The organism is Paenibacillus mesophilus, assembly GCF_005938385.1.
GTDB lineage: Bacteria > Bacillota > Bacilli > Paenibacillales > NBRC-103111 > Paenibacillus_AB > Paenibacillus_AB mesophilus.
Genome location: NZ_VCRA01000008.1, coordinates 232,722 through 257,991, shown reverse-complemented (window position 1 = coordinate 257,991; position 25,270 = coordinate 232,722). Strand labels below are relative to the sequence as shown.

General features: G+C 52.5%; 17 protein-coding genes. 15 read left to right on the top strand and 2 right to left on the bottom strand.

Features of this window, described 5'->3' with window-relative positions; translation table 11 throughout:
• Positions 1-41 precede the first annotated feature (41 nt).
• Positions 42-710, bottom strand: a complete 669-nt coding sequence (locus FE783_RS16975) for a dihydrofolate reductase family protein (protein ID WP_238403117.1) — start codon at positions 708-710, stop codon at positions 42-44.
• Positions 711-1,215: 505 nt separating this feature from the next.
• On the opposite strand from FE783_RS16975, the gene FE783_RS16970 reads away from it, so the two are divergent.
• The 9 genes from FE783_RS16970 (at position 1,216) to FE783_RS16930 (ending at position 13,913) form a co-directional block, all read left to right on the top strand.
• The gene (locus FE783_RS16970; protein WP_138880626.1) at positions 1,216-4,317 is read left to right on the top strand and encodes an efflux RND transporter permease subunit; all 3,102 of its coding nucleotides are present in this window, start codon (positions 1,216-1,218) and stop codon (positions 4,315-4,317) included.
• Between the two features lie 22 nt (positions 4,318-4,339).
• Complete coding sequence (locus tag FE783_RS16965; RefSeq protein ID WP_138880567.1) at positions 4,340-5,596, top strand: efflux RND transporter periplasmic adaptor subunit; 1,257 nt, start codon at positions 4,340-4,342, stop codon at positions 5,594-5,596.
• A 22-nt stretch (positions 5,597-5,618) separates the two neighbouring features.
• Positions 5,619-7,340, top strand: a complete 1,722-nt coding sequence (locus FE783_RS16960) for a hypothetical protein (protein ID WP_138880566.1) — start codon at positions 5,619-5,621, stop codon at positions 7,338-7,340.
• Between the two features lie 139 nt (positions 7,341-7,479).
• Positions 7,480-8,613 (top strand): sensor histidine kinase, encoded by a 1,134-nt coding sequence (locus FE783_RS16955; RefSeq protein ID WP_138880565.1) that lies wholly within the window; start codon positions 7,480-7,482, stop codon positions 8,611-8,613.
• Positions 8,610-9,209, top strand: coding sequence for a response regulator transcription factor (locus FE783_RS16950; protein WP_138880564.1), 600 nt, complete (start codon positions 8,610-8,612; stop codon positions 9,207-9,209). Before FE783_RS16955 ends, FE783_RS16950 begins: the two co-directional genes overlap by 4 nt.
• Positions 9,210-9,308: 99 nt before the next feature.
• A complete protein-coding gene (locus tag FE783_RS16945) occupies positions 9,309-9,731 on the top strand; it encodes a VOC family protein (RefSeq protein ID WP_138880625.1) in 423 nt (140 codons plus the stop codon).
• A 155-nt stretch (positions 9,732-9,886) separates the two neighbouring features.
• Positions 9,887-11,248: an extracellular solute-binding protein gene (locus FE783_RS16940; protein ID WP_158301865.1), complete on the top strand. Its 1,362-nt coding sequence runs from the start codon at positions 9,887-9,889 to the stop codon at positions 11,246-11,248.
• Positions 11,249-11,593: 345 nt separating this feature from the next.
• Complete coding sequence (locus FE783_RS16935; RefSeq protein WP_138880562.1) at positions 11,594-12,898, top strand: ABC transporter substrate-binding protein; 1,305 nt, start codon at positions 11,594-11,596, stop codon at positions 12,896-12,898.
• Positions 12,899-12,905: 7 nt separating this feature from the next.
• Positions 12,906-13,913: a Gfo/Idh/MocA family protein gene (locus FE783_RS16930; RefSeq protein WP_138880561.1), complete on the top strand. Its 1,008-nt coding sequence runs from the start codon at positions 12,906-12,908 to the stop codon at positions 13,911-13,913.
• Between the two features lie 65 nt (positions 13,914-13,978).
• On the opposite strand, the gene FE783_RS16925 is transcribed toward FE783_RS16930, so the two are convergent.
• Positions 13,979-15,298 carry a helix-turn-helix domain-containing protein gene (locus FE783_RS16925; protein WP_138880560.1) on the bottom strand — a complete coding sequence of 440 codons (1,320 nt, stop codon included), beginning with the start codon at positions 15,296-15,298 and terminating at the stop codon, positions 13,979-13,981.
• Between the two features lie 207 nt (positions 15,299-15,505).
• On the opposite strand from FE783_RS16925, the gene FE783_RS16920 reads away from it, so the two are divergent.
• From FE783_RS16920 to FE783_RS16895, 6 genes are all read left to right on the top strand, one after another.
• On the top strand, positions 15,506-16,843 hold the full coding sequence (locus FE783_RS16920) for an amidohydrolase (RefSeq protein ID WP_138880559.1): 1,338 nt from the start codon (positions 15,506-15,508) through the stop codon (positions 16,841-16,843).
• Between the two features lie 15 nt (positions 16,844-16,858).
• Entirely contained in the window at positions 16,859-18,142 is a 1,284-nt protein-coding gene (locus FE783_RS16915; protein ID WP_138880624.1) for a CapA family protein, read from the top strand.
• A 47-nt stretch (positions 18,143-18,189) separates the two neighbouring features.
• Positions 18,190-19,500, top strand: coding sequence for a neutral/alkaline non-lysosomal ceramidase N-terminal domain-containing protein (locus tag FE783_RS16910; RefSeq protein WP_138880558.1), 1,311 nt, complete (start codon positions 18,190-18,192; stop codon positions 19,498-19,500).
• Positions 19,501-19,734: 234 nt separating this feature from the next.
• Positions 19,735-21,537 carry an RNA polymerase sigma factor gene (locus FE783_RS16905; RefSeq protein WP_138880557.1) on the top strand — a complete coding sequence of 601 codons (1,803 nt, stop codon included), beginning with the start codon at positions 19,735-19,737 and terminating at the stop codon, positions 21,535-21,537.
• 276 nt (positions 21,538-21,813) lie between these two features.
• Positions 21,814-23,187 (top strand): extracellular solute-binding protein, encoded by a 1,374-nt coding sequence (locus FE783_RS16900; protein WP_138880556.1) that lies wholly within the window; start codon positions 21,814-21,816, stop codon positions 23,185-23,187.
• Between the two features lie 201 nt (positions 23,188-23,388).
• A complete protein-coding gene (locus tag FE783_RS16895) occupies positions 23,389-25,242 on the top strand; it encodes an AGE family epimerase/isomerase (RefSeq protein ID WP_138880555.1) in 1,854 nt (617 codons plus the stop codon).
• Positions 25,243-25,270: the final 28 nt, after the last annotated feature.

Below are 25,270 nucleotides of genomic sequence, written 5' to 3'. Positions count from 1 at the left end.
CAAGTCAGTAACTGGTAATCAGTCTTCAGTCCGTCAACATCTCACGCCATGTTGCCGAAAGACGGTTTTCCCGCAAGCTCGTAGCGCAATAGAACCGTGCCTTTGGAGAACGTTCTGGATTCAAGCAATTGCAGGGCCGTCGGTATCGTTCCATCGCCGAAGAATCGTTTTCCCTTTCCGAGCAATACCGGAAACTGCCAGATGTTCATTCGGTCAATTAGCTCGTGACGCAGCAATGTCTGGACCAGATCGCTGCTGCCGACGACGTGCACCTCTGCGTACCGCTCCTTCAACAAAGGCACACTTGTGGTCACATCCGCGTCGAGCAGCTTTGTATTTTTCCAATCGACGCTGGTCAATGTCCGGGATGCGACATATTTCGGTTTCTCGTTCATCAGTTTGGTGAACGGGTTTGTGTCTGGTGCCTGCGGCCAGTACGGCGCGAAGATTTCGTACGTCTTACGACCGAACAACAGAGCGTCGAGGCTCGCATAATCAGCCGCGATCAGTTGTCTGGACTCCTTATCTCGAAACGGTTCCTGCCACCCGCCATAGCCGAAACCACCTTCACGATCTTCATCGGGCGCCCCGGGAGCTTGAACAACTCCATCCAAGGTCATGAACATATGCACAACAAGTTTTCCCATTTTGTTTATCATCCTTTCAACCATCAGTCCCACGACGATAATTCCCAAATTATTTTTCTTCATTTCCACGACTTGGTTACTGCTTCCGCTGTTGCATTTTTCGTTGTTCACGAACTAAATTTTAGCATGAGACATGTGAACAGATTTCTCATGGATTGCTATTCCCAAAAAAATTCAAATAGGATTGCAGATGCTTGGAAACAAATTAATGCAATTAATCATTAATGACATTAATCATTAATAATCTCCTATTATCGAATCCGTTACGTCGATTCCGCCGCAGCATCCCCGGTCTTCATCCCTCTTCGGGTTTAGCCGACAATTATGATATTTGTCATATGCAACTCCTTACGTTTGCTACTTAAATGCGTCTTCCCCGATTCATACAATAAGGATTAGACAAAGGAACTACAGGAGCAGACGCTGCAGCGCTATTCGCACCAAGGCGCAACGAAAGCCGCGAGGAGTGATGACAAAACGATCGATACCGTATGCCGATCCGGAAGCGCCCGAAAGCTCGACACGCATGCAGGTTTGCCAGCCATCGTAACGGAGGATTAGAGAGATGATGAATAAGTTAACGAGCTTTTCGATGAAAAACGTGGCGGCGGTTTTGATCATCTGCGCGATTTTGTTCGGCGCCGGCGGGATTTCCGCGGTTTCTCTGAAACAAGAGACGATGCCCGACATCTCGCTGCCGATGGTGTTTGTGACCACGGTTTATACGGCCCCTCCCCGGGACGTGATGGAGGATGTAAGCAAACCGATCGAGAAAGCGATCGCGGGAGCGGACGGGGTCAAAAAAATCCATTCGACCTCCTCGGACAATTTCTCGATGATCCAAATCGAATTGGAGAACGGACGCAAGCCGGAGGACGCGAAGCAGGATATCGAAAGCTTGCTCGCGAACGTCAAGCTTCCGCAAAAAGCGGACAAGCCGCAGGTGCTTACGTTCGGCTTCGGCTCCATTCCGGTATACAACTTGGCGATCAGCGGGAAAAACGGGATGAGTCAGGAAGAGCTGGACCGGATTTTCAACGATATTTTCGAGCCCGCGCTCGGTACGATAGGCGGTCTCGACCATGTCGATGCGATCGGCAACCAGGAAGCGCTCTTGAAGCTGAAGCTCGATCTGAACGCCATCTCGAACTACGGCTTGACACCGAACCAAGTCTCTCAAAGCATCCAGGCATCGATCCTATCGAGCCCCGCGGGAAGCGTCACATTCGCCGGGAACAACCAAATGGTCCGCATCAGAAGCGATCTGGACAGCCTTTACAGCCTGGAAAATATGAAAATAACGACGGCCGCGGGAAATACGGTGCTGCTGAATCAGATCGCCAAAGTCGAAGCGATTTCCGAATCGACGTTTTTCGCCAGGCTGAACGGCGAGCCGGCTATCGCGGTATCGCTGTTCAAAACGAAGGACGCCAATACCGTCCAGTTCGCCGCCCAAATCGACGATTGGGTCGAACAGTGGAAAACGGAATACCCCAATATTACGTTTACGACCATTATGAATCAAGCGGTCGAGGTCAAAAAATCGATCAACGGGATGCTGAAGGAAGGCGCCATCGGCGCATTTCTAGCCGCTGCGATGATCCTGCTGTTCCTGCGTAACATACGCATGACATTGATCGTATTGGTCTCCATTCCACTATCGGTACTGCTTACGCTGCTGGTCATGTCCGGTCTCGACATCACGCTTAACATTATGACGCTCGGAGGCTTGACAATAGCAATCGGTCGCGTGGTGGACGATAGTATAGTCGTCATCGAGAACATTTACAGCGAGCTGCAAAAAAGTCAGGAACGCAACGAATCCGTCATCAGGCTGGCGACGTCGAGAGTTGCATCGGCCATTACATCGTCGACGATTACGACGGTAGGCGTGTTCGCGCCGATCGCAATGGTAGGCGGCATTTTGGGAGACATCTTCCGACCGTTCGCCATTACGCTTGTCGTGTCACTGCTGGCCTCCTTGCTCGTAGCTTTAACCGTTATTCCGATGCTGGCCAAGCTGCTCGTTCTGAATAGCGGCAACATCCGGCATCACGAGTCGACCGACGGCAAATTCATGCAAACGTACAAGCGAATCATCGGCTGGGCGCTCGACAATCCGAAGAAAACCGTGCTGACGTCGGTGCTGCTGCTCGTCGTCACCGTGGGGGGAACCGTACCGTTTCTCGGCAGCGAATTTATTCCGGAAAGCATGAGCGGCAAAGAAATGCAGTTCAACATCAGCATGCAGCGTGAAACTTCCATGGAAACGATGGATGCCAAAGTGAAGGAGATCGAGGCGCTGCTTGCCGAACAGAAAGATCCGAAAGGAAATCCGGCCTTCACGTATATCGAATCGATGGTCGGTTATGACAATGGCGACGATCGCGTTCCGTATAAAAGCATCATTTTGACATCTTCGTCGGAAGATTCGGACCCCGTTGCGCTCGTGAAAGACGTAGAAGCGAAAATAGCCCGGCTTATGCCGAACGGCTCCGAGGTAACCGGAAATTTGGCGGCAACCGCCGGCATGGGAACCGGCGAAGATTTCGCCTATTTGCTCAAGGGCGACGACCTGCTACAGCTGGAAGCGGGGGCTGCCTTGATCAAGCAAAAAATGGAACAGTTCCCCGAGCTGACCGATATCAAAGACAGTCTCAGCGAGAAAAAGACCGAGGTGGACGTGAGAGTCGACCAGAACAAAGCCCGCTTGTACGGCTTGACGGCGGCTCAAGTATTGGAGAGCGTATCGAGCTGGTTGTCCGAAGTAAAGCTCGGAGAGTACAGGTTCGATAATACGGTTTTCAACGTAACGATTATGCTTGACGATCATTATAAAGATTCGCTGCTTAAGCTGGGACAATTTCAAATCCGCACCCCGACGAATATGATCGTGAATTTGACCGACGTCGCCCAAGTACGGCAAACCGCCGCCCCGACTTCGATCACGCGGGAAAATCAAGAGCAGTACGTCAAGATCACCGCCGCGATCGACAGCAGAAACAAAGGCGGAGTCAGCAATAAAGTGAGTCTTGCCCTGAAGGAGGTCGAGCTGCCAAGCGGCGTTCGCACTGAAACGCAAGGCGTCAATGACGATATTCAATCAAGTATCGAGCAAATGCTGCTCGCGATGGCGGCGGCCGTATGCATCGTCTATCTCGTCATGGTGCTCGCCTTTGGCAACGCAAGCGCGCCGTTCGTCATTTTGTTCTCACTGCCTCTCGCGGCGATCGGCGGATTCCTCGGTCTGTTCTTGACCGCTCAAACGATAAACGTTACGTCGTTGATCGGCTTCCTCATGCTGATTGGAGTCGTCGTCACCAATGCCATCGTCCTGATCGACCGCGTGCAGCAGAACGAAGAAGCCGGTATGGATACGCGGGAAGCGCTTATGGAAGCCGGAATGAGCCGGTTTCGCCCGATTATGATGACAGCCGGAGCTACGATCGTGGCCATGATGCCGATGGCTCTGGGCTTCTCCGAAGGCGCTCTGATCTCGAAAGGACTATCGGTCGTCGTAATCGGGGGACTGACAACCTCGACCATCCTGACGCTCGTCGTCGTACCGGTGATGTACGAATTGATCGCCAACATGAAGAGCCGTTTGTCGCGCAAACGGAAAACGAAGCCGAACGTTTCGGGCGGCCACTCGAGCCCTGTGAGTCATTGACGTAAAAAGGAGAACTGTCCGTATGAAACAACCATTCCGAATGGTATCCAAAAACGGTATGACCGCCGCCGGAGCGCTCCTGCTCGGAGCCGCTCTGCTCGCAGGCTGCAGCGCAACGCCCGAGCCGAAGCCGGCTGCGGCCGCGGAGCAATCGCAGATCAAAACGGTAAAAACCGCAAAAATCGACAGACGAACGATAGCGGATCCAGTGGAGCATGTCGCGGATGTCGCATCGTCTACCCGCATGACAGTCGCGACCAAGGTAGGCGGGGAAGTGCTGGAGGTGTTGAAAAAACGCGGAGACACGGTCGAGAAAGGCGAGCTGTTGTTCCGCATCGACCCGAAGGACGAACTGCTGCAAAAAGAGAAGGCGCTCGTGTCGATAAACGGTACGCAGCAGCAGCTGAACAAGGCGGTCCAGGATTTGGCCGACGGCAAGCGGGATCTTAGGAATGGCATCTCCAAGCTCGAACAGGCCGTTCAGGATGCCGAAAAAAACTACAACAAGATGAGGAACGATTACGACCAAGGGCTGGTGTCCAAAATTCAACTGGAGCAGCTGGAAACGCAGCTAAACGGTCTGCGCCTGGATCTGGAAAGCAACCGCGGCAAATTGAAGACGATGGAGTCGACCAACTCCCTCTCCCAGCTTGAGCAAGGGCTGCAGACGGCGCGGCTGTCGATTCAGGAGATCGACCGGACGCTTGAAAATCTGGAAGTGCGTGCTCCCGTCGGCGGGGTGTTGACCGACTTTAACGTTGAAGCGGGGATGACGGTTCCGGCAGGCTTCTCGGCGGGAGATATTCAAAGGATCGATCCGGTCAAGGTGAAAGCGGAGTTGACGGAAGATGCCGCCAAGCTGATTCGCGGCAAGCAGGAGCTCCATATCGTCATCCCGGGCTCGACCGAGAAGCTGAAAGGATCGGTTGCCTATTTGGCCGATGTGATGAGCGCCCAGACGAAGTCGTATTCGCTGGAGCTGGAAGTGCAAAATCCCGAGCGCAAGCTGAAGCCGGGGATGAAAGTGCAAATTATGCTGAACGAGGAAGCCGATCAAGTCGTCATCACGGTTCCGACAACGAGCGTAATCCGCGAGGGCGGCGAAACGTTCATATACGTCCTGAACGGAAACGTCGCGGAGAAACGAAAGGTGGAGCTGGGAAGGCTGAAAGAGACGTACCAAGAAGCGATCTCCGGCGTGAAAGAAGGCGAGCAGGTCATCGTTTCAGGCCAAAATTTGTTGAAGGACAAAGAAACCGTACAGCAAGCGAACCCATAAACAACGATGGAGGCGAGTTCCTTTGAAAAAAACGTTTCGGATAACGGTCGCAGCTTCCCTGCTATCCGCCATGCTCAGTTTGCCCGGAATGACGGTTATCGCCGCGGCGGAAGCCGGCCCCGCAGCCGCGCCCGCTCAACCTGCGGCGGTATACGCCTTGACCGAGCAGCTTCAGGTTGAACTGAAAAGCGCCCTAAACGAACGGCTGACGGGAGGAAACCGGATCGGGATCGTCCTGCGGGCGAACAATACCGGCGATACCGTAAAGCGTCTAGCAGATTACGAGCTGCTCGTTCGCACGCAGGACGGGGCCGAATACACCCTGCAGCCAAGCGCCGCGAACGCCAAAGCGGTCCAGCCGAAAACAAGCGCCGAGCTGAGTTATTTGGCCACCATCGACCGAACGGACGGCGCGGAAATAACCGAGGTGCTGTTGAAGGAAGTCGATTATTACGTTTATCCGAAAAAAGAAACGCTGCTCTTGTCCATTCCGATCGTCACCCGGCCATGGAACGGAAGCGAAGGCGTCGCGGCGGTCGATCCGTCGGCGTCGCAAGCATGGGAATCGTCGTTCTCGTTTCCTTCCTTGCAATCTCCGATCAACTACAAGCCGGTCAGCGTCCGGAAAGAAATGACGGATAAAGGCACGGTGTACGTTTTGCAGCTGCTCACATCCAATACAGGGGACCATCGCGAGCTCGTCCCGGATTTTTCGGTTGACGGCAGAAGCGAAAGCAAAGTATTTACCGGAAGCCGAGTAGAGCAAGAACCGATCGCGCTTGAGGCGAAAGAGGAAAAATATATTCATTACGCGATTCCGACGGATACGGACACGATTTTGTCCGGCTTGAACGTGCTGACCACGGAGACGTTCATAGGCGCGGCGGGAAGTGCTCCGGTCAGCTACAAGGTTGGCCGCCTGCATATCGAAATGTCCGCATCGCCCGGTTCCGGCTCGTATCCCGCCTATACGTTCGGTGACAAAATCGAGTTGGATGCGAAAAATAAATGGATCCATCCCGATCTCCAGCTGGCGCTGGTCGGACTTCCGATCAACGATAATACAGAGGAAGGCACCAAAACGGTTACGGCCACGTTCCTGCTGACCAACAACGGAGACAGCCCGATCCCGATTCCGGTATTCCAGACCGGACTGCTTAGCACCGACGGTTACAACTACGACGGCAATAGACAATCCGCGGGAGGAACGCCGCTCCTGCCCAAGGAGAGCGTTACAGTCCATTATTCGTTTAAGTTGCCGGGGACCGAGACAGGTCAAGGATTGGTTTTGACAATCGAGGACGCCGTTACGACAGCGCCTTACAAGTCTACGATCGCGGCTTATCGCTTAGATGCCGTACCTTACGAGACGCAGGACTCGTTCTCCGTCTATCCGTTCCGGATTAGCGTCAGAAGCACCGGCACCAACTTTATATTCAATCCGCAAACGTTGGAGTATTCCTACTTGGGCAACTATGATTTGACGATCGAACGCGAACCCGGCGTAAGAGTCGATCAAATGTTCCCCGTTCTGCTGTTCGAATTGCACGACAGCTCCGGGCGTCTTGTCGCAAGCAGCACAAACCCGCTGACCGGAACGGGGCGTCTCGTATCGGGGACGAATAAAATCCGCTTTGCCGGTACTACGCAAAGCTTCGATTATCCGTTGACGCTAAAAATATACGAAGCATTCAAGACGGATACCGGCGAGAGCAAACGACTGTTGACGCAAATGGAGCAATAAAGCGTCAAAGCGATATAGCCGATACCGTATTAAGGATGGTCCGATCCCCCGGGTATGGCCATCCTTTATTTTAACATTGATCGATCCGCATGATATGATTAGTCCTATCACGGATTATTCGGCACTTGATGGGGTATGTATGGAAAAGAGATGGCATTACATTTTTCAGCTTTCTTCGGGACTGATGCCGTACGTTTTGGTCGTGTCCTTCCTTGTCCCGTTTTATTTCGTCGTATCGGCGCCGACTTCGGAACAGATCACGATAGGCGTTATCTTGCTCCTGCTTTTTTTTGCGATCAACCTGGGTTCATATCGCGCGAAAGACCGTATGCGCGTCCTATTCACGATCGTGCAGATCGCAACGTCCGTCGTCATTACACTCGTGTACGGTTATGTCTATTTGGCCCTTCCGGTCGCCTTCTACATCGGGAATATAAAGGGCAAGTTACCGTTCGGGATCTTATATTCCATGCATGCGGCGCTAACGTTCCTTTCGATCAATTACGGCTTTCATACAAAAGCGGTTTTCTTTATGATCCAATTTCCGTTCGTGATCCTATGTCTGATCGGGGTCGTGCTGATTCCGTTCAATCAATATTCGCAGCAAAAACGAGGCCAGCTGCAAGACCAGCTGGCGGATGCCAATAAACGGATCGCGGATTTGATCAAGCAGGAGGAGCGGGAGCGAATCTCGCGCGATCTCCACGACACTTTAGGCCAGAAGCTGTCCTTGATCGGTTTGAAGAGCGAATTGGCTTCCAAATTGATCGAGAAACGGCCGGAGCAAGCAAAGGACGAAATGATCGACATTCACCACACCGCCCGAACCGCGCTGAAGGAAGTACGCGAGCTCGTATCGAACATGCGGGGAACGAAGGTGGAGGAGGAGCTCGTGCGCGTCAAGCAATTTTTAAACGCGGCTCATATCCGGTTTACTTGTTCGGGCGATTCCGCCTTGCCGAATGTAACTCCTTACGTGCAAAATGTGCTCAGCATGTGCATCAAGGAAGCGGTCAACAATGTCGTCAATCACAGCAGCGCCGATGAATGCGCCTTGAGCATCGAACAAACCGCCACGGATACGATCATTACGATACGGGATAACGGTGAAGGCATTCCGGACGGCCGCAAGGAAGGGAACGGCATTACGGGCATGCGCGAACGGATGGACTTTGTAAACGGAAGTCTGGAGATCGTCTCCGATAAAGGGACGCGGGTCGTGTTAACGGTTCCGAACGTCATTAAACAACTGGAAAGGGAGAAGGACGTATGATTCGAATCGTCATTGCGGAGGATCAGCGATTGCTTCTCGGCGCTCTGGGAGCGCTGCTTGATTTGGAGGACGATCTGGAAGTAGTCGGCAGAGCGAGTAACGGGGTCGAAGCGATCGAGCTGATCCATCGCCTGAAGCCGGACGTTTGCATACTCGATATCGAGATGCCGGGCAAGACCGGACTGGACGTGGCGGAAGAGCTGCAAGGAAAAGGCTGCAAGGTTATTATTTTGACGACCTTTGCCCGTGCCGGTTATTTCGAACGCGCCGTGAAAGCGGGCGTAAGCGCCTACATGCTGAAGGACAGTCCGATCGAGGAGCTGGCGAGCTCCGTCAGAAGCGTCATGACCGGGAAACGGATATACGCTTCCGAGCTGATCGTCGATCTGTACGGAGAGGAAAACCCTTTGACGGACCGGGAGAAAGAAATATTGCAGCGGCTGGCCGCCGGAAAGACGACGAAGGAGACGGCCGAAGAGCTGTTCCTCACTACGGGAACGGTGCGCAATTATATATCCGGCATATTGGACAAGCTCGAGGTGAGCAATCGGATTGAGGCCATTACTCTCTCGAAGGAGAAAGGATGGATGGACTGAACCTATCGCATCACCCGGCCGATTCATGGAAAATAGCAATCTATAAGAAATCAAAGCATTGATTATAAGCTATGATTGCAATAAAGGAGCTGATCCATGATGACAGTAAAACTTACCCCTTATTTGAATATGGAGGGGAACGCCAGGGAAGCCATTCAGTTTTATGAACAAGCGATAGGCGCCGAAGTCCTCTCCATCATTACTTACGGAGAAATGCCGGGAATGCCGAATACGTTCACGGATGATTTGAAAAATCTTGTGGCACACGCAAAGTTACGAGTTGGTGAAGCGGAGCTCATGTTTTCGGATGCTCCAGGCGGTTCGACTATTCCTAAGGGTAAGCAGGTAACCATTTGCATTACAACTACCGACGTGGAACAATCAAAACGGTTTTTTGAAGCCTTACGGCAAGGCGGTCAAGTGAATATGCCTTTTGGAGCAGAACCTTTTAGCCCAGGATTCGGCGATGTAACTGACAAATTCGGTGTCACCTTTCAAATTTATACGGAAGGCCAAGGCTAGAATAGTAAACCCAGCCCGTGAATAGGGCTGGGTCTACTGCGTGCTTTGAGGCTGACGGCAGTTTCCTAATCGGATTTCTAGTGTTTTATTGGTTTTTATTTTATGCTAAAATGATCCCCATATGTGATCCGTAATTCGTAATGGGGTGCAGGACGATGAAAGGCAGAACATCCAACGAACAATTCCGCATGCAGCTGGAAACGATGGTCCAGACGTTAAGAAGCGAAATTACCGGAGGTCAATATCAGGTCGGCGACTATTTGCCGTCCGAGAAAATGCTCGCTTCACGGTTCCGGTTCGGCAATATATCGGTACGCAAAGGGTTGGAGCTGCTTGTCGAGGAAGGGCTTATCGAGAAAATTCCGAAGGTCGGCAATCGCGTGAAATCGACGCATACCCGGCGTGTAACGCTTCGTCTTACCTGTATTGCTGTAACCTGGCGGAATTGCGATCTTAAGCGGCTGCTCGACATGTTCCATCAGAAATACCCGTGGATTACCGTCGAGGTTACGGATTTTCCCGGATTATCCGCAAATCATGAGCCTTCCAACTCAGATTTATTCATTATTGGCGAGCTGCATTTCAGACAAATCGTTGAGTACGGGTTTACTCGTCTATTTAAGCCGCTGACACAAAGTGAAGACGTACATCCACTGTTAACCAAACAATATATGCATGAAGAACGGCTCTTTTTCAAGCCGATCGTCTACTCGCCGATCGTCCTTCTGTATAACAAAGCTCATTTTCGCGAAAGCGGGCTGGCGGAACCGGATGGGAGCTGGACGTGGGACGATCTCATTTACGCGGGCGAAAAATTGTCCCAGGTGGAAGGCCGGTACGGATTTTGCTTTCATGTTCCCGACATTAACCGTTGGCCTATGTTTTTACTGCAAAGCGGAGAACGGTTCGAGTGGGATGGAGCCCGGCTTAATAATTTAAAAGGAACCGCTCTCTTGGACAGCATCAAGCTGCTGAAACGGATTATGCTGAATCAGAAGCTGTTTCCTTCTTATTTATCCGAAAGCAATCAAGATTTCGTCAAACCGTTTTTGGAAGGCAAACTTTCGATGACGTTGCTCAGTTATATGGGCTTAAATATATTCGTTCAATCGGATGTCGAATTTGACATTGCTCCCGTTCCTTTCATACAGGAGCCGCGTTCGCTCATGATCTCGTCGGCGATCGGCATACGCTCCGCTACCCCGCATATGGAGGAAGCCGGGCTGTTCGTTCAATTTCTGACGGAAGAACAAGGCCAGAAGACGATTCAACAGTATACGACGAGTATACCGAGCATGCGTTCGCTGTCGCCGACCGACGCAGGGAACGAGCTGCATCGTCCGGCCCGATACGGTTTATATCGGGAGATGCTGTTCTCCTTGCGAACGCATACGGATTTGAATTTGACCAGCAGAGAGCTGCCGCTCGTATTCCGGCATTTAAAGCAGTATTTCGCCAACATGATTGACGAGGACGAGCTGTGCGAGGAGATCGCCCGCGTATTGTCCAGAGAATAATGGATTCAATTGAATCAATCAAAAAGTCTCAACGCCACGGTTCAAGTGGGTTGAGACTTTTTTGCTGTGGTTTCGCAATGGGAAATGGGGAGGCTTGCGTTGGTTTTTATAAAATCAATATTATAATGATTGTAGTTTTTTTATTATCGTTGACTTTCCCTTGAATGCAATGCTATAACGGACTTGTGTAGTTTTTTTAATCTCAATTATAAAAATTACAACAAAAATGGGGTTTGTTTATGGAAACTAGATCGGAGGGGTGAAGTTGAAGGTTCAGTTTTGAAAGCGTTTTTATAGTGTGTGAAAGTCATCTTATTGAACCATGAAGCGGAGGTCGTTTTCCAAATGAAAAGAAAATTACAATTGGTTGTTGCATCCCTTACTGTTGCTTCTTTGTTGGCAGCTTGTTCGTCTTCGAATAAACCCGAGTCAAACGCAACGGCAAAACCGGCGGAACCGGAATCGAACGAACCGGTCGAAATCAACTTGGTAACGCCTGACGCCACGATAACCGCCGATTACTTGGCGGCATTGCAAAAAAAGTTTCCCAAATATAAGATCAACCACATCGATCAATCGCAAAAAGGCAAAACGATCGAAGATCTCATTACGACAGGCGTGCCGATCGATATAGTCGGCCGGGCGGGAACCGGCTTTTACAACGACGTTGTGAATATGAAGCTGGAACTGGACATGAGCTCTTATATTAAAGAGTATAAAATCAACTTGAACGATTTCGAGCCGCAGCTGATCAATTATATTCGTTCGATCTCGAACGGCGGTATGTACGGTATTCCCGGCGGATCCGCGATTAACCATCTGCTCTTCTACAACAAATCGCTGTTCGACAAGTTCGGGGTTTCGTATTTGAAGGACGGCATGACTTGGAACGAAGTGATGGATGTGTCCGCGAAGCTGACGAGAAGCGACAGCGGAATCAATTATTACGGCTTCACCGGTCATCTGGGCGTTATGACGTCATGGAATCAGCTTGGAGTATCCCTTGTCGATCCGAAAACGAATAAACCGACGATCAATACGGATGAACGCTGGAAATCGTATTTTCAAACCGTATATGGAAATACAACGCTGAACGAAGCGTACCGCAGAGACAATCGGGCGTTCTCCGGCAGTACGGCCAGACTGGTAGAAGGCAGAACGGCAATCTTGCTGTTCAATGCCGGTATAGCCCTCGTAACGAAGGAGCTTCAGGAGGAAACGATCAACTGGGATATGGTGTCGCTGCCGTCGTTTAAAGAAGCTCCGAATACGGGAAGCCCGATGAACTCTACGATCTGGGGACTGACGAAGCAGACGCGGAACAAAAAGGCGGCCATGGAAGTGATCGCATACTTGGTTTCGGACGAAAACTTGCTGCCTTTGGCTAAAAAAGGATTCCTCGTTCCCAAAATTACGGAGCCGTACATCAAAAACTTCGGCGTGGAAGCGAAGCCGGCGGGGAAAAACTGGAAGGCGGTCATCCATAACAAATATGCGCCGTTCCCTGCCACGAATAAGAGCAACAGCCAAATCGAAGCGATTCACGTCAAATATATCGAAGGGATGATCAAAGGGCAGTACGATATGAATACCGCTCTTCGCATGGCGGAGGAAGAAGCGCAGAAAGTGATCGATACTAACAATAGATGAGGGAATCATGAAAATCTACACAGCAGCTTTAATTGGTGCCGGTCAAATTGCGCATACCCATCTGAAGGCGCTGAGGAGCTCGAACAGAGCCCGTCCGGTAGCTATAGCCGATTTGATCGAAGAACGGGCTCTGCGGCTTTGTTCGGAATATGATTTGAAAGCTTATACGGACTATAAAAAGATGGTGCTGGAACAAAAGCCGGATATGGTGATCATCTCGCTTCCTCATTTTTTGCACAAGGAGGCGGCGGTCTGGTGCGCGGAACAAGGGTGTCATATTTTGCTCGAAAAACCGATGGCATTAAACGTCGCCGAATGTTTGGAAATTAACGATGCCGCCGATCGCAACAAAGTAGTTGCGGCTGTCGGACACATGCAGCAATTTTTTGCCGAACATATCGAGGCGAAATTGATTATCGAATCGGGAAGGCTCGGCAAGCTGGTGATGGTGAACGATAAAAGGTGGGGTAACTATTTCCAGGCAAGCCGTCCCGCCTGGTTTCTCGAGAAAGCGAAGTCGGGAGGCGGGGTTGTCATCAATTTGGGCAGTCATTCGATCGATCGGATTCAATGGCTGACTAACAGCCGGATAGCCAAAGTAAGGGCGAGCTTAACTTATCCAGGCGGTTCATCGGACGTGGAGGGAAGCGCCGCGCTGTTCATGGAGACGACATCCGGAGTGCCGGTATATATTTCGCTGTCCGGTTACAAAGGAGTGCCTGCCAACGAGACAGAGCTGCTGTTCACAGGCGGCTCCATGCGCATACGCACCAGGGTGGAGCTGTCGATCGGAACGGACGGTACTTATGAGCCGATATCCGTACCGCCGGCGACCGAGACGTTCGTCGCCCAGTTGGAAAGCGTGCTGGATGCCATAGAATACAGAAAGCCGCTTTCCATATCCGGAGAATACGCTCAGTCTATCGTCGCCGTCGTCGATGCGGTCTATCGTTCTCACGAAACCGGGATCGAGCAGCAGGTCAGCCCGGAGCTGCTGCGGGCTAGCCGAAATTGAGCTTTCGCGCACCGGTGCAAGGCGTTCTTGATTGCGCCGGCGCGAATTTGTCCGCTCCATCCCAATTATTTGCCGGCCTCGGACGGTTCGCCCTCCGCAACCCCGATGCGAAACAGTTTGCGAGGCCTGCCCTTCGGTGCGGGCGCTTCCTCGCCGACAACACGGGCTAATCCGCCGCGCTCGAGCTCGGCCAATAATCGGTTCGCATTGCGCGGCGTCATGTCCAGCCAAGAAGCCAGATCGGCAGCGCTAACGGAACGTTTGCCCGTCCGGGCTTGCACGGAAACGATTTTATTGAAAGTCGCGGCGGAGACGCCAACCCGCTTCAACCGGTTGATCACTTCAAGATCGTCGGAATGGTAATGGAACGCGAGCGATTGCTGGTTCGGATACATTTCCTCGACCGCCCCGGTCTCATCGGCGATGACCAATCCGCCATCCTCGCGTTTTTCCGTACGGGACAGGGCGAGAACGGCATTTTGCTCCGCGCCGAAGGCTGTCAGCCCATAGCCGATGCCAAAGTGAACCGACCCGCCGGTGAGCAGCCTGATTTTCTCAAACAGCAGAAAAGGGGGGAATTCCGTGTTGCGCTCAATCGCCCCGCGCGTGGAAAAAAGGCTGAATGTCGTGCTGCCGGTCGGTATAAGCGTTCCGGCTATATGCTCGGTAAACTGCAGCAGCAGCTCCTGAAGCTTCAAATTCAGCCGGTGCATTTCATAGGAGCTTGTATGTTCTTTGAACACGTTGCGAACCTGAAGCAGAAGCGCCGCAATTTGCGATTGCCGGAAATGATTCGTCTGACCGAGCTGTGAAGCTAGACGCAGTGTCTCCCGGATCGACATAACGGTAGGAACGATCCGGTAAACGGATATGCCGAGTTTCAGCAACTCCTCGTATACGTGTCCGCGATGGGTGATACATACGTCGATCTCGCCCGAATGAAAGAGCGACTCATGGAAATGGATCAATTCGGTGGACGGAACGTATCCGCTTTTCGGATGGACAACCGGAACGCTGTCGTGCAATTGGAGCTCGTTCAATGTTTCCGCGACTTCCGCTTCCGTCAGCGTATCGATACTGAATCGCTTCGGGATCCCCCCGGCGCGAACGGCGCCAAATAACGTTTTCATCAGGGCGGAACCGCTGGATCGAATCATTAAGGCGTTTGCCTCGGGTACATGCGGAAGGCCGATCTCAAATGCAATGCGACCGGTAAAGAGCCATAAGTCAATTCCGGTTTTTCCCCCCTTAATGATATCCGCCACATCTTCCACGTCATCATATACATACGGTATAAGATTGAGCCGTGTCTCCCATTCTCGACCGACCTGCTGCACGAGCGTAACCGTATCCGACGGCCCGACAAGGCCGATTGTAATGTTCATGAATTCCTCCAGAAGCCCGAAGATGATTGCTTTTGCTGTCTATTATGACGGGCGGAATACCTAAAAAGCAAACACGACTTTACGATCGAGAGCGTCGATGTTTCGGCGAAAACAGGGATTGACAGCAAGTCGAGGGCAATGTTACCCTATTTATGGAATATATACGGAAATGTTCTTTATATAATATTTGGGAAGTGAACGTGTTACATGAATCACGAAGAACGGAACCGCTTGTTGACTGGCATGGTTACATGCCGGAGAGATATTCATGCCCACCCGGAACCCGGATGGATGGAATACCGGACAGCGTCGCTTGTGGCTGCGCGGCTTTCCGCCCTTGGCTACGAGGTGGCAACCGGCGAGCAAGCGATTAGATCGGAGGCGCGGATGGGCGTTCCCGATGCGGCAACGCTGCGATTCCACGAGGAGAAGGCTTTGCGGGAAGGGGTCGATCCGTTCTGGCTCGAACGTATGAAGGGCGGCCATACGGCCGTCGTCGGCGTGCTTCGCGGCTTGAAGCCGGGACCGGTCATCGCGCTCCGCTTCGATATGGATTGTGTCGAGATCGGAGAGAGCGATGCGCCGGATCATTTGCCGTGCCAATTGGGGTTTTCCTCCAATCGGTCCGGTCTCATGCACGCTTGCGGTCATGACGGCCATGTCGCCATCGGGCTAGGGGTGGCGGAGATGATAGCCGGTCGACGTAGTGAACTTGCCGGGGAGGTGAGGCTGCTGTTTCAACCGGCAGAGGAAGGGTGCCGCGGGGCGAAGGCGATGGTGGAGGTCGGCTGGCTTGACGGAGCGGACTATTTTCTGTGCGGGCACATCGGCCTGAAGAGCAGGATACTCGGTGAAATCGTTGCATCGGTCGACGGCTTCTTATCTACGACCAAAATCGATGCGATGTTTCGTGGCAAAGAAGCGCATGCGGGGAACTCGCCGGAGCTCGGGAGCAACGCGCTGCTTGCCGCCTGCACCGCTGCTCTGCACCTGCATGGGATCAGCAGACACAGCGAGGGCGCGACCCGCGTAAATGTCGGGATGCTCGAGGGCGGCTCCGGACGCAATGTCATCCCCGGAGAAGCTCGCATGAAGCTGGAGCTCCGCGGCGAGACGGAGGCGCTGAATGAATACATGGCCCGGGAGACGAGTCGTATTCTGGCATCGGCGGCGTCGATGTACGGCGTTTCGTGCGAATGGGAAACGGTCGGCCGGGGCATAAGCGCGGAAGGAGACCGCTCGCTTATTCCAATGATCGAACAGGAGTGTGCCGGAATGGATACGGTCGTCTCGTTCGTGCCTTCGATTCCTTTCGGCGCATCCGAGGATGCGACATTCATGCTGCGCAAAGTACAGGAGCAAGGAGGACGAGGCGTCTACATGCTGTTCGGCAGCCCGCTGGCCGCCGGTCATCATCAATCGTCATTCGATTTCGACGAACGGGTGCTCGGAATCGCAGCCGAGCTGATCGTTCGTCTCGTGTTCGCTTGCCGGAATGGAGCGGCGGTATCCGATCCCGCGATGCATACGAATTCAAAGGAGTGATCGGCTTTGACGCGAATGACTATCGCCGCCACGGGCGACAGCTTTATTACGAGACGGTTGCCCGCAGGCGATGAGACGTATCGCGATTTGGCTGAATGGATCGGCCGCTCGGACATCCGGTTTACGAACCTGGAAGTTACGGTTCATCGGATGGAAGGGTTCCCGGCCGCACAAAGCGGCGGCACTTGGGCCGTCGCCGACCCTTCCGTCCTGCAAGATTTGCGCAAGTACGGCTTTAATGCGCTCGCATGGGCGAATAACCATACCTTGGATTATTCTTATGGCGGACTTGAGGCGACGGCCCGTTACTTGGATCGGTTCGATTGGGTGCATGCGGGGGTCGGACGCAACATGTCGGAAGCAAACGACATCAAGTATTTGGAGTTTCAAGGGGGCAGGGCTGCGCTTATCGCGGCGACTTCAACCTTTCATGAATCTTGGCGGGCCGGGGAGCAGCGGGGGGATATAGGCGGCAGACCGGGCGTCAATCCTCTCCGGTTTACCGCCATGTTCCGCATATCGAAAGAGCAAATGGTTCATTTGAAAGCGATTGCGGACGAAACGGGCATCAATGACGAGCACAATATGCTCGTCAAGGAGGGCTTCGCCGTCGCCGAGCCTGATGTTATGCAGTTCGGCGGTCACCGCTTCGCCGTCGGCGAAGTCAAGGGTACGACGACCAAGCCGAATCCGCACGATTTGTCCCGCATACTCGGGGCAATCGGGAATGCGCGCCGGCAAGCGGACTATGTTATCGTCAGCATCCATTCCCACGAGATGAAGAATGGACGAAAAGATGTACCGGCCGATTTTCTACGGGAATTCGCGAGAAGCTGCATCGACGAAGGAGCGCATGTCGTTATCGGTCACGGTCCGCATATTATACGCGGAGTGGAATTGTACAAAAATAGACCGATCTTATACAGTATGGGAAATTTCATTTTCCAAAATGATTCCGTAGATCGCCTGCCCTCCGAGTTTTATGAGAAGTACGGACTCGGCTACTCGAACTATCCGGCCGATGCGCTGGATGTCCGCAGCGCCGGCGATACACGGGGGTTGGGGGCCAATCCGGATGTCTGGTCGTCCGTCGTAGCCGGACTCGTGTTCGAAGACGGAGATTTGAAGTCGATGGACTTTCACCCGATCGCTCTTGGCTACGGAGCTCCCCGATACCGCAGGGGCTGGCCGCAGCTGACGGATGACAGGAGTGTATTATTCAAGCTGCAAGCTTTGAGCAAGGAGCTCGGCACCGAGCTCGTCATCGAAGGTGCGAAAGCTTGTTGGAAAGCCTGTTAAATGGCGGAACGATCGCAAAGGACATATCAACTCTAGGAGGGATTGCAATGAAGATCGGACTGGCGGAAGTGAATATTACACCGCCGCTCGGGATGCAAATTCCGGGCTACGGCCCCAAACCGCGGCCGGCAACGGGTTCGAAGGACGAACTGTTCGCCAAAGCGATGGTGATCGAATCGGGTGAAGCTGTTCTTGCCTTTATCGTACTCGATATCATTTCGCTCGATCTCGATTCCTGCGAGAGAATTCGCAATCGGGTACAAGAATATACCGGAATTCCGCCCGAACAGGTGATGATATCCTGCACGCATACGCATACCGGTCCGCCCCGGCCTACCGATGCGGCTGCGTTAAGCTTCTACCCGACACTGGAGGCGAAGGCGGCGGATGCCGCCGTACTTGCTTACGGCAGACGGGAAGAAGCGAGGATCGGTTGCGGGCGGGGAAGCGAGGACAGCGTCGCCTTCAATCGCCGCTTCTTCATGAAGGACGGCACGGTCCAGACGAACCCGGGCATCTTGAACCCGAATATCGACCGGCCGGAAGGACCGATCGACCCGGAGGTGCTCGTCGTCCGCATCGATAACGCGCAGGGGGAGCCGCTTGGTATCGTCAGCAATTATGCCGTTCACACCGATTGCGTGAGCGGAACGGAGTACAGCGGCGACTACCCGGCTTACATCAGCCGGACGATCAAGCGGCTATACGGCGAATCGGTCGTCAGCCTGTTCTTCCAGGGGGCTTGCGGGAACATCAACCATATCGATGTCCAGGGCCGCCACGACCCGAAGGTCATTCCGCATCGGATTCGAATGGGCAACATACTGGGACTGGAAATATCCAAGGTGCGCGATAAGACGAAAGCGGCTTGTAGTGACGTTCAATTATTTGTTGCGAGCCGTTTAGTAAACGTATCGGAGCGGGCGTTAAGAAAGCATGAAATCGAATGGGCAGAAAACATGTTGGCGGCATTGAAAGGCATACCGAACGATAAGCTAAGCAGCAAGCAAGCGATGGAACAAATGCGGGCCGAGCAAAGACTGCATTCCATCGGCGAGCCGCTATCTTCGCGGGAGTATGAAATTCAAGTTTCCGCGATCGGCGATCTGGCCGTCGTGGCGCTTCCTGCAGAAATGTTCGTCGAATTCGGCCTGGAGATCAAAGAAAAATCGCCCTATGCGTATACGATCATCAACGAGCTGGCCAATGGCTCCGGCAACGGCTATGTTTGCACACCGGCTTCATACGACCGGGGCGGCTATGAGCCGACGGGAATCAAATTCGCCGAAGAAGCCGGAAACTTATTCGTCCTCGCGGCGCTGGATCTGCTGAACGAGCTTCACGGACGAACTTCATAATTAGGGGAAGTGCGGGTATCGGATAACAGAACATTAGCCCTTTAAAGGTCGCATATGCTGCGGCTTTTTCTTTTTATGGGATAAAATTCATATCAGTAGCCGATGAGAAGAGGAATTGTATCGAGAAAGCGAAATGTATTATCGTACAAATAAAAATGATTGTTTAGAATTTGTCAGATTGTGCTCGCCTTTTGTGTCCGTGTAACAGGTCAACATTATTCGCGAGGTGTTTCGATGAAAGAAGGGAATCAACGGGAACGGGGGGAGCGGTTCGAATATGAGTCGGAGCAAGACGATCAGCTTGTTCGTCTGGCCAAAGAAGGCGACCGATCGGCCTTCGGCGAACTTGTGCGCCGTCATCGGGACGAAATGTTCGGCTACGCCCGGTCGATTACGAAGGAACGTTTTGCTGCAGAGGACGTGGTGCAGGATGCGCTGTTACGTGCTTTTACTCGCCTAGGGTCGCTTGCGGATACTAGCCGCTTCGCACCTTGGATCCAGCGGATCGTGCGTAATCAAGCCTACAACAGGATCAGTCGAGGACCGTCCGTTAAGGAAAGTAGTTTCTCGGAGTTGGCTGATCGATCGCAAGCTGGCAGGGAAGCGGCTGATTGGGGGAATCTGGATTATATTCTTGGGCGAGTAGCGGCGAGGTATAATCAACCGGATCAGACCGGTTCAGATCCGGCGCAGCAGCTCGTCCGTAGGGAAATATTCGAAACGATGACTACCATCCTGTTATGCTTGTCCAAGAAGGAACGGCAAGTATTCGAATCGTTCTTGTTCGAGCAGTTGTCTCCGGCAGAGATCGGTCGGATGTTCCGACTCTCCACTGCCAATGTATATCAAATTTTGTCCCGTTCCCGGAAGAAACTCGCACAGGAGCATATTCGCGTAGTCGTTGACCAATACATTCGTTCGCGAAAGGAAATGGGTGTTATGAAAGTGAAAGTGCTACGGAAGCCTGAAGTGCTGAAGAGTCCGGCTACATGGACAACAGCTGCGGCAGCCATATGCGGACTGCTGGAATATACGGATAAACCTCTGAAGTTATCGATGGTGATGGGATTAACCGGATTCGCGTTTCGTATCAATATCGTCCGTGAGACTGTGGGCATCGCGGGACCGACTATGTTCGACTTTGGACCTGTGATTTCCCGTAGTCTGGAGGCAGTCGGATATCGGGCGTCCTATGTATCCGATCAGAGTCGTCCGTTAACCGCGGATGCCAACTTCCAATTGATGGACGAGGAAGAGAAAACAGCGGAGGCACGTCTGAAGCGGCAGCTGTCCGACCTTATGCCTCGCGCACTTGATTTCGTGCATCATTCGGTTGACAGCGGGGATCCGGTGATGGTATGGGATTTGTTCTTTCCGGAGTTTGCGCTGATATACGGGTATGATGATGAGAACCGCCAGTTTATTGCAGGAGATTGTTCCACGGTCTACGGGAACGATACGGTTCCGTACGATCACCTCAGCCGAGGAACTTTAGGTATGCTATTCGTGCTTTCGGTCCAATCGTCCGTGAGAATGGACAATCGAATTATGCTTCGCAACACGATAGAGACCGCTCTTCGCCACTACCGCGAGCAGGAGCATTACGCCGAACAATGCATGAACGGTCTGGCGGGGTATGACGTCTGGATCGATGCGCTGCAAGGCGGCCGTGTCGAGCCAATCAGCAACTCGTATAATGTCTTTCTTATTTCGGATGCCCGGCGATATGCCGCTCAATTTTTTGAAGAGGTGGGAGGCGGAGCGCTCGGAGGCTTTATCGGAAGTGAATCGGTAGCGGAGATGGCGCGGGTTGCCGCTTCGTTATACTCATGCATGCGCGAACCGTTTGACCGATTATGCTCGATGTTTCCGTTCCTCGTAGATATCAGCGTCAGGGGAGGCGATCCAAACGAACCGGCCGCTGCGGAAGATGCGGTCCGTTTGCTGCGTTCGATCAAAGAGCTGGAACACCAAGCCGTACAAGTGCTGGACTCGATGTATGCAATTATGCAAGAAGCCCCTACTGCATATACGTAAATGATCACAAAAGCTCCATGAAATTGGGCTGCCGGTATCAACGGCGGCCTTTTTAGACTTTGCGGCTTCATGCAGAACAGTTAAAAAACGAATCTTTGTAGAAGCGAAAGGGGTGGACAACACCTGGGAATTGGACGATATTCGCTCCGAATCCCAGAGTTACTTCGTTCTTCCCATGTTCTGGCATTCATTTTTTTAATATTGTATACTATATATAGACCAGAGAATTCCGTGAAAAACGTATGCATTTATTTTTTGCTTTAAGGAGCAAGCAGAATGACCAAACCTAACCGCAGCACGTTTCAACACCGATTGAACGAGATGCTGAACTCCATCCGTCATAACATTTTGAGCGGTGTTTACAAGCCCGGCGACTTTTTGCCCGCCGAGATGGAGCTGGCGGAGCAGTTCCAGCTGAGCAAAAATTCCGTGCGCATCATCCTGGAGAAGCTGGTACAAGAAGAGCTGATCGTCAAGCATCCAAGGGTCGGTACCCAGGTCGCGGAACGGAAGCGGCAGAAGGTAGTCCGCTTTGGCGTATATCCCTCTCTTTACGAAGAAGCGAATATGGGCGAGCTTATCGAACGGTTTATGGAGATGCATCCCCATATCCAAATAGAGCCGTTTAAGCTGCCTTACTTTCAAGCGGAGAATGTGAAGCAGCTGCTGCAATCCGGGATTGTCGATGTGATCACATTAAACCATATCGATTACGTTCATTTTCGCGAAACGAATCAATTGAGCGTGTTTGAACCGTTTTCTCCGGAGCGGGAGACGTACCCTTTCTTAAATGCTTTATTCGCGACGGAAGAGAATATGTTGCACGTAAGGCCGTTTATCTTTTCTCCGGTTGTCCTTTGTTACAACAAGGAACATTTCGGGGAGCGCCGTCTGTTTGAGCCGGATAGCAGCTGGGATTGGCACGATTTGCGAGAAGTGCTGGGCAAGTTGACCGCCCCGAACCGGTTTGGCCTGTATTTTCACCTGTCGTCCTTCACCCGTTGGCCGATCTTCCTTCTGCAGAACCGGGCGCGGTTCCGGCGGGACGAGAAAGGTCTTCTATCGCCGGAGGATCCGGAGACGCTCGCCTTGCTGCGATTCATCCGCGACTTGATTCATGAAGACGGCTTATACCCGCTTGTGATTTCGTTCGGGGAGCATGACGCCGAGAAGCTGTTCAAGCAGCAGAAAGTATCGGCCATCCTCACGACTTATTACCGCTTGAATCAATTGAAAGATGCCGAGTTTTCGTTCGATATTTCACCGCTTCCGAAGTACCGTTCCCACGATACGCTGCTGCTGACCACCGGCATTGCCGTAGGGGCCTCTTCCGCCAACAAGGAGGAAGCAAGATGCTTTGCCGACTATCTTCTGTCCGAAGAAAGCCAAACGTTTATTCGCCGCCATACGTTCAGCTTGCCGTCCAACAAATTGGTCACGGAGTCCGTTCAGACCGAGCTGGCAAACAAGCCCGCGCGTCTGGAGCTCCATAGGGAATTAATTCCTCATTATGCGACCCACGATCGGCTTCAGCTGTCTGTGGACGAACTGCAAGTATTCGGAGAATGCCTAGGTGAATATTTTTCCGGTCTGGTCGACGAGGAAGGATTGATTCGGTTATTTAATAAACAATTATCGTTGAAAGGCTAAGCTCTACTATTTAAATTCGGCAATCGGCATCAAGCCTGGCTGGAGGTTCTCTCCACCGGGCTTTTTTGTTATAGACGACATAAAAACCAATTGACATTAAAAAATTAATGGTGCTATCATAAATATGCATTAATATACTACATATATACCACAAATTAAGTGTTTGAATCGTAAACCAAATAGGATGGGGGAGATGATCTGATGGAAATAGCCCTATTTTCGGAAGAGCGGATCGAATTCGAACCGGTTGAAGGTTTGAGAACGTTTTCTTTCGATCGCTTGGCCAATGAAAATCTGGAGAAGTATGGAGCCGTCCTGCTGATCGGCACATCGCGGATCGAGGAGGAAACGACTTTATCGGATGAGATTACGAGAAAGCTTTGGAAGTTTGTGGAATCCGGCGGGAAATTGTATGTGGAACTGATCAGCGCGTTCGATTTTTCGAGCTCCAGGCTGTTCGGCTGGAAGCAGGACTTTCCTAAAACACGCAGAACGCTTGAAAAATTGCGAGTGTCTGCAGAAAAGGAGGGGGTTCCGTCAGGATCGCTGCTCGAATGGGAAGGAAGCATGGCGTTCGGTTTTTCGCTTGATATCGAGAACTGGCTCGATTTCGGGCCTTACAAGCAAACGCATATCGCGGAAAGCCGGAACGCACAGGCGCACCCGGGATTGTTGATCAGGGAACTGGGCAGAGGCTTGTGTGTGTACTCAACCTTCTCGTTATTCTCTTCCCGTAACAAACGGGCGTTTCGGCCTTATCGCAAATGGGCTTCTCTCCTATCCGCCTTGTCGGATCGGACAGGGATCCCGTTTCGCGTATGGGAGCAAGACATTGCCGCAAGCGAAGAGACAGAGCCTGCGAAAGCCGTCGAAGCCGGCCTGAGCTGGTTTGAGAAGTCCGGCATTATGCCGGCGCCGGACGGCTCCGCCGGTATTTACGAGAACATCCATTCGGTTACGGCGGCTCTGTCCCGTGATCGCAGACCGGATTGTCACGCCCATGCCGCGCTCTTCTTCCATTTATACGGCCGATACACCGGGAATGAGAGGTGGGAGACGGCTTCGCGCAATCTGATGGAGTACTTGTTCAGGAACGGATATCAGGAAACTTCCCCGGAATCGCCGTCCCAAGGCTTTTTCAAATGGTTTGACTTTCCGGCGGAAGAGCCCGATCAGATGTTCACGGACGATAACGCCTGGGTTTGCTTCGTACTGCTTTATTTATACCGCAAAACAGGGATAGAGGAATACAGGAGTCGGGGACTGATGACGGCTCGTGCGCTTCTCGAGACACAGAACAAAACGACCGGGCTGCGGCCGAACGTGCTTACGGGACAGCAGCTTCGAACGATCGGACGCGAGCGCGCCTCCCGGGAGCTTAAGCCCAGCATGAATCCGCATTTTGAGAGCATCGCCCATGCCGCATTCATTCAAGCCTATCTGGTTACGGGAGAACAACAATATTTGGATATCGCCGTCAGAGGGTCCCTCTATATGTTGGCTCACCAAAGCGAGCTGCGATACATGTACAGCCGGACGTCCGGGCTGAACCGGTTCGTATTGCCGCTCGGTTATTTGGCCAAGCATGACCGTTCCGGCGCTATCGCTTCCGGGCTTGAGGGGATCATCGATTATTTGCTGTCCAATCGGCATCGGTCGGGAGGGATCGAGGAAGCGGACAATCCGGACCCGGAACGTTTCGGCAAGGAAGATGCCGGCGTCTTCCTGTACAACGGAGAAGGGATAGCCGACCAATTGTATACGAACAATTTTTTGCTGATGAATGCATGGGAGGCATGGAAGGCTACGGGCGCAGCCAAATATGAAGAGCTTTATCGCTCTTTGTCGGCATTTATGTGCAGCATCCAAGTCCGCAGCGCGGACCCCCGGTTTAACGGAGGCTGGATGAGAGCTTACGATATGGATGGGGGCGAATATTTCGGCAACAACGGCGATACGGGCTGGGGACCTTACTGCCTCGAGAGCGGCTGGACGAACGCCATCGCTTCGGCGGGACTGCTCCTCGGCCTGATGGACGAAAGTTTATTCGAGTAGTTCGACATGCATTCATACGAAGAAGGAG

What these genes read in the sequence shown, in the direction of transcription:
- FE783_RS16975 (WP_238403117.1), bottom strand. Translation starts at nt 710, where the DNA reads ATGAAGAAAAATAATTTGGGAATTATCGTCGTGGGACTGATGGTTGAA.
- FE783_RS16970 (WP_138880626.1), top strand. Translation starts at nt 1,216, where the DNA reads ATGAATAAGTTAACGAGCTTTTCGATGAAAAACGTGGCGGCGGTTTTG.
- FE783_RS16965 (WP_138880567.1), top strand. Translation starts at nt 4,340, where the DNA reads ATGAAACAACCATTCCGAATGGTATCCAAAAACGGTATGACCGCCGCC.
- FE783_RS16955 (WP_138880565.1), top strand. Translation starts at nt 7,480, where the DNA reads ATGGAAAAGAGATGGCATTACATTTTTCAGCTTTCTTCGGGACTGATG.
- FE783_RS16950 (WP_138880564.1), top strand. Translation starts at nt 8,610, where the DNA reads ATGATTCGAATCGTCATTGCGGAGGATCAGCGATTGCTTCTCGGCGCT.
- FE783_RS16945 (WP_138880625.1), top strand. Translation starts at nt 9,309, where the DNA reads ATGACAGTAAAACTTACCCCTTATTTGAATATGGAGGGGAACGCCAGG.
- FE783_RS16940 (WP_158301865.1), top strand. Translation starts at nt 9,887, where the DNA reads ATGAAAGGCAGAACATCCAACGAACAATTCCGCATGCAGCTGGAAACG.
- FE783_RS16935 (WP_138880562.1), top strand. Translation starts at nt 11,594, where the DNA reads ATGAAAAGAAAATTACAATTGGTTGTTGCATCCCTTACTGTTGCTTCT.
- FE783_RS16930 (WP_138880561.1), top strand. Translation starts at nt 12,906, where the DNA reads ATGAAAATCTACACAGCAGCTTTAATTGGTGCCGGTCAAATTGCGCAT.
- FE783_RS16925 (WP_138880560.1), bottom strand. Translation starts at nt 15,298, where the DNA reads ATGAACATTACAATCGGCCTTGTCGGGCCGTCGGATACGGTTACGCTC.
- FE783_RS16920 (WP_138880559.1), top strand. Translation starts at nt 15,506, where the DNA reads ATGAATCACGAAGAACGGAACCGCTTGTTGACTGGCATGGTTACATGC.
- FE783_RS16915 (WP_138880624.1), top strand. Translation starts at nt 16,859, where the DNA reads ATGACTATCGCCGCCACGGGCGACAGCTTTATTACGAGACGGTTGCCC.
- FE783_RS16910 (WP_138880558.1), top strand. Translation starts at nt 18,190, where the DNA reads ATGAAGATCGGACTGGCGGAAGTGAATATTACACCGCCGCTCGGGATG.
- FE783_RS16905 (WP_138880557.1), top strand. Translation starts at nt 19,735, where the DNA reads ATGAAAGAAGGGAATCAACGGGAACGGGGGGAGCGGTTCGAATATGAG.
- FE783_RS16900 (WP_138880556.1), top strand. Translation starts at nt 21,814, where the DNA reads ATGACCAAACCTAACCGCAGCACGTTTCAACACCGATTGAACGAGATG.
- FE783_RS16895 (WP_138880555.1), top strand. Translation starts at nt 23,389, where the DNA reads ATGGAAATAGCCCTATTTTCGGAAGAGCGGATCGAATTCGAACCGGTT.